This is a genomic window from uncultured Aquincola sp. (assembly GCF_964001545.1).
GTDB lineage: Bacteria > Pseudomonadota > Gammaproteobacteria > Burkholderiales > Burkholderiaceae_C > Aquincola.
Genome location: NZ_CAXFDV010000380.1, coordinates 1 through 4135, shown reverse-complemented (window position 1 = coordinate 4135; position 4135 = coordinate 1). Strand labels below are relative to the sequence as shown.

The 4135-nt window shown below is 68.5% G+C and carries 5 protein-coding genes and 1 pseudogene; all 6 read right to left on the bottom strand.

The window, feature by feature from the left end:
• On the bottom strand, window positions 1–545 hold a 545-nt coding region (locus ABNT58_RS13045; protein ID WP_348753903.1), incomplete at its 3' end, for a glutathione S-transferase N-terminal domain-containing protein.
• Window positions 546–578: 33 nt separating this feature from the next.
• Window positions 579–1871 carry an amidohydrolase family protein gene (locus ABNT58_RS13040; RefSeq protein ID WP_348753902.1) on the bottom strand — a complete coding sequence of 431 codons (1293 nt, stop codon included), beginning with the start codon at window positions 1869–1871 and terminating at the stop codon, window positions 579–581.
• A 13-nt stretch (window positions 1872–1884) separates the two neighbouring features.
• On the bottom strand, window positions 1885–2520 hold the full coding sequence (gene upp / locus ABNT58_RS13035) for a uracil phosphoribosyltransferase (protein ID WP_046112850.1): 636 nt from the start codon (window positions 2518–2520) through the stop codon (window positions 1885–1887).
• A 63-nt stretch (window positions 2521–2583) separates the two neighbouring features.
• Window positions 2584–3027: a cyanase gene (gene cynS, locus ABNT58_RS13030; RefSeq protein ID WP_348753901.1), complete on the bottom strand. Its 444-nt coding sequence runs from the start codon at window positions 3025–3027 to the stop codon at window positions 2584–2586.
• Entirely contained in the window at window positions 3024–4013 is a 990-nt protein-coding gene (locus tag ABNT58_RS13025; protein WP_348753900.1) for an ABC transporter ATP-binding protein, read from the bottom strand. The genes cynS and ABNT58_RS13025 overlap by 4 nt, the downstream gene beginning before the upstream one ends.
• Window positions 4003–4135 (bottom strand): annotated as a pseudogene (locus tag ABNT58_RS13020) (nitrate ABC transporter, permease protein); the annotation flags it as partial. The gene ABNT58_RS13025 and the pseudogene ABNT58_RS13020, both read right to left, overlap by 11 nt.

Here is a 4135-nt window from a genome sequence, read left to right as displayed (position 1 = left end):
TGCTGGCTGCGCCAATCGATGTGGCTGAAGCGGAAGTCGGTGTAGGCCAGCGCGCAGCCCACCGCGATGTCGGCCAGCGTGAGGTGGGTGCCGCCGCAGCACCAGGGCTTGTCGCCCAGGCCCTTGGCCATGGCCTGCAGCGAGGCATCCACCTTGACCATCTGGCGGTCGACCCAGGCCTGGCAGCGCTGGCTCTCGGCGCGGCCCGACCAGGTTTGTTCCAGGCGCGCCAGGATCAGCGCGTCCAGCACGCCGTCGGCCAGCGCTTCCCAGGTGCGCACCTCGGCCCGCTCACGCCCGGCTGAAGGCAGCAGCTTGCCCACCGGCGACAAGGCATCGACGTACTCGACGATCACGCGGGAGTCGAAGACGGCTTCGCCGCCTTCCATCACCAGGCAGGGCACCTTGCCCAGCGGGTTGGACGCGAGGATGGCATCGCTGCCCCACACGTCTTCCTGCACGAACTGGTAGTCCAGTTTCTTCTCGGCCAACACGATGCGCACCTTGCGCACGTACGGGCTGGTCAACGATCCGATCAGTTTCATGTTTCTGGCTGCCCTCACCCTGTGCGGCTGATTCTAGTCATGGGGGCCGCGCAGCAGCGTCCAGTCCACCTGGGCGGGCCGGCCGGGCAGTTGCAGCCAGGCCTGCAGCGGGGCCGATTCGGCCAGCACCCGCCCTTCGCGCACCACCAGCAGCCGGTGTGCGCGCAGGCGCAGCGCCTCCACCGGCGTGCGCGCCTGCAGCAGCACGAAGCTGCCGCGGCAGCCCGGCGCCAGGCCGTAGCCCTCCAGGCCCAGGATGCGGGCGCTGTTGGTGGTCACCGCCTCGAAGCAGGCCTGCATGCCGGCCTGCGAGGTCATCTGCGCCACGTGCAGGCCCATGGCCGCCACTTCCAGCATGTCGCCCGAGCCCAGGCTGTACCAGGGGTCCATCACGCAGTCGTGGCCGAAGCCCACGTTCACGCCCGCGGCCATCAGCTCGGGCACGCGGGTCATGCCGCGGCGCTTGGGGTAGGTGTCGTGCCGGCCCTGCAGCGTGATGTTGATCAGCGGGTTGGCCACCGCATGCACACCGGCTTCGGCGATCAGCGGCAGCAGCTTGCTGACGTAGTAGTTGTCCATGCTGTGCATGGAGGTGAGGTGCGAGCCGGTGACCCGGCCCTGCAGCCCCAGCCGCTGGGCATGGAAGGCCAGCGTCTCGATGTGGCGCGACAGCGGGTCGTCGCTCTCGTCGCAGTGCATGTCCACGCGCAGGCCGCGGTCGGCCGCGATCTCGCACAGCAGCTTCACCGATTCCGCGCCGTCGGCCATGGTGCGCTCGAAGTGGGGAATGCCGCCCACCACGTCCACGCCCAGGTCCAGCGCCCGCTCCAGGTTGGCCAGCGCATTCGGCGCGCGCAGCACACCGTCCTGCGGAAAGGCCACCAGCTGCAGGTCGAGGTAGGGCCGCACCTGCTCGCGCACCTGCAGCAGCGCCTGCACGGCCATCAGCCGGTCGTCGCACACGTCCACATGGGTGCGGATGGCCAGCAGGCCCTTGGCCACCGCCCAGTCGCAATAGGCCAGCGCCCGCTCGACCAGCGCCTCGGGCGTGAGCAGCGGCTTGAGCTCACCCCACAGGCCGATGCCTTCCAGCAGCGTGCCGCTGGCATTGACGCGCGGCAGGCCGTAGCTCAGCGTCGCGTCCATGTGGAAGTGGGCGTCGACGAAGGGCGGGCTCAGCAGCCAGCCTTGTGCATCGTGCGTGGGCAGGCCGGCGGGTGCCTCGATGTCGGGCTGCACGGCCGCGATGCGGCCGGCCAGCACCAGCACGTCCTGGCCGCTGCGGCCATCGGGCAGCGTGGCGTTGCGGATCAGCAGGTCGCGCATCGGGCGACCCCGCCTACTTGGTGCCGAAGATGCGGTCGCCGGCGTCGCCCAGGCCCGGCACGATATAGCCGTGTTCGTCGAGCCCACGGTCGATGGCGGCCGTGTACACCGGCACGTCGGGGTGGCTGCCGTGGAAGTTCTTCAGCCCCTCGGGCGCGGCCAGCAGGCACACGAAGCGGATGCTCTTGGGGTTGGTTTCCTTCAGCCGCTCCACCGCCGCGACGGCGGAGTTGCCGGTGGCCAGCATCGGGTCGAGCACGATGACGTCGCGCTCGTGCATGTCGCTGGGCATCTTGAAGTAGTACTCCACGGCCACCAGGGTCTTGGGGTCGCGGTACAGGCCGACGTGGCCCACGCGGGCGCCGGGCACCACATTGAGCATGCCGTCGAGAAAGCCGTTGCCCGCGCGCAGGATGCTGACGAACACGGTCTTCTTGCCGTCGATCACCGGCGCCTGCATCTTCTCGAGCGGCGTCTCGATCTCGATCATCTGCGTGCCGATGTCGCGGGTGATCTCGTAGGCCATCAGCATGCTGATCTCGTTCAGCAGGCGGCGGAAGCCGCTGGTGCTGCGCGTCTTCTCACGCATCAGCGTGAGCTTGTGCTGAACCAGCGGGTGGGTGATGTGGTGGACTTGGGGCAGGCTCATGGGGCTTGGCGTGCAGGGAACTGATGCGCTGCGAGCATACGCCGACACCGCCTGCCGGAAGCATCAGTAGGTCTTGTAGGGCAGGAACTTGCCGCTCATGGTGATGCTGACGCGGTCGCCCTTGGGGTCGGCTTCGCGCTGCAGGTCCATCTTGAAGTCGATGGCGCTCATGATGCCGTCGCCGAACTCCTCGTGGATCAGTTCCTTGAAGGTGGTGCCGTACACGCTCACCAGTTCGTAGAAGCGGTAGATCAGCGGATCGGTGGGCACGCTGGTGGGCAGGCTGCCCTTGTAGGGCACCACCATCAGCCAGCGCTGTTCGGTCTCGGTCAGGCCGAAGATCTCGCCGATCACGGCGGCCTGCTCGGCGTTCAGCGTCATCTGGCCCAGGCAGGCGGCGGTCACCCACTCCTTGCTCAGGCCGACCTTGGCGGCCACGTCGGACCACTTCAGGCCCTGGGCCACCTTGGTGGCGACGATCTTCTCGGTGACTTCCATGCGGCTCATGCGGCTTGCTCCTTGCTGCGGGGTGTGAACGGCGTGACCTTGGCGTCCGCCGATGGGATGGGGTCGGATTCGGCCTGCAGGCCGGGCCACACCTCGGCCGGCCGGGCCGGTGCGCGGCCGTGCGACAGGTGCTGGCTGCGCGCCACCAGGAAATCGACCAGGTGGTTGCGGATGCGGTAGTACTGCGGGTCGTGGTGCAGCGTGGCGCGCTGGCGGCCTCGGGGCATGGTGTTGACCACCACCTCGGCCACGCGGGCGCGCGGGCCGTTGCTCATCAGCAGGATGCGGTCGGCCAGCAGGATGGCCTCGTCCACGTCGTGCGTGATCATGAAGACGGTCTGCCGTGTCTCGGCGCAGATGCGCAGCAGCTCGTCCTGGATGGTGCCGCGGGTCAGCGCATCCAGCGCGCCGAACGGCTCGTCCAGCAGCAGCATGCGCGGCTGGATGGCGAAGGCCCGGGCGATGCCCACGCGCTGCTTCATGCCACCCGACAGCTGCGAGGGCTTCTTGTCGATGGCCGCGCCCAGGCCCACCAGCTGCACGAACTTTTCCACCTGCTCGTTCACCTGCGCGGCGCTCCAGCGCGGCCACTTGCTGCGCACCGCGAAGGCGATGTTGCGGCGCACCGTCAGCCACGGCATCAGCGCATGGCCCTGGAACACCACGCCGCGGTCCAGGCTGGGGCCGCCGATCTCGCGGCCGTCCATCAGCACCACACCCTTGCTGGCCTGTTCGAGCCCCGCCAGCACATTGAGGATGGTGGTCTTGCCGCAGCCGCTGTGGCCGATGATGCAGACGAACTCGCCCTGGCGGATGTCGAAGTGGACTTCGTCGAACACGGGCTCCGGGGCGCCGGGGTAGGTCTTGGCCAGGCCCTGAACTTGTATAAGCAAGTCAGCGGCCAGCGCCGGGCCGCTCCCAAGCGGCCGCGCTCCCCCTTGGGGGGACGAGGCCGCAGGCGTCTTGGGGGCTCCATCACTCTGCATAGGTCACCACCTTCTGCAGCCGCGCGAACATCAGGTCCAGCAACATGCCCACCACGCCGATCACCAGGATGGCGAAGATCACGTTGGGCAGCGACAGGTTGTTCCACTCGTTCCACACGAAG

What these genes read in the sequence shown, in the direction of transcription:
- ABNT58_RS13025 (WP_348753900.1), bottom strand. Translation starts at nt 4,013, where the DNA reads ATGCAGAGTGATGGAGCCCCCAAGACGCCTGCGGCCTCGTCCCCCCAA.
- upp (WP_046112850.1), bottom strand. Translation starts at nt 2,520, where the DNA reads ATGAGCCTGCCCCAAGTCCACCACATCACCCACCCGCTGGTTCAGCAC.
- ABNT58_RS13040 (WP_348753902.1), bottom strand. Translation starts at nt 1,871, where the DNA reads ATGCGCGACCTGCTGATCCGCAACGCCACGCTGCCCGATGGCCGCAGC.
- cynS (WP_348753901.1), bottom strand. Translation starts at nt 3,027, where the DNA reads ATGAGCCGCATGGAAGTCACCGAGAAGATCGTCGCCACCAAGGTGGCC.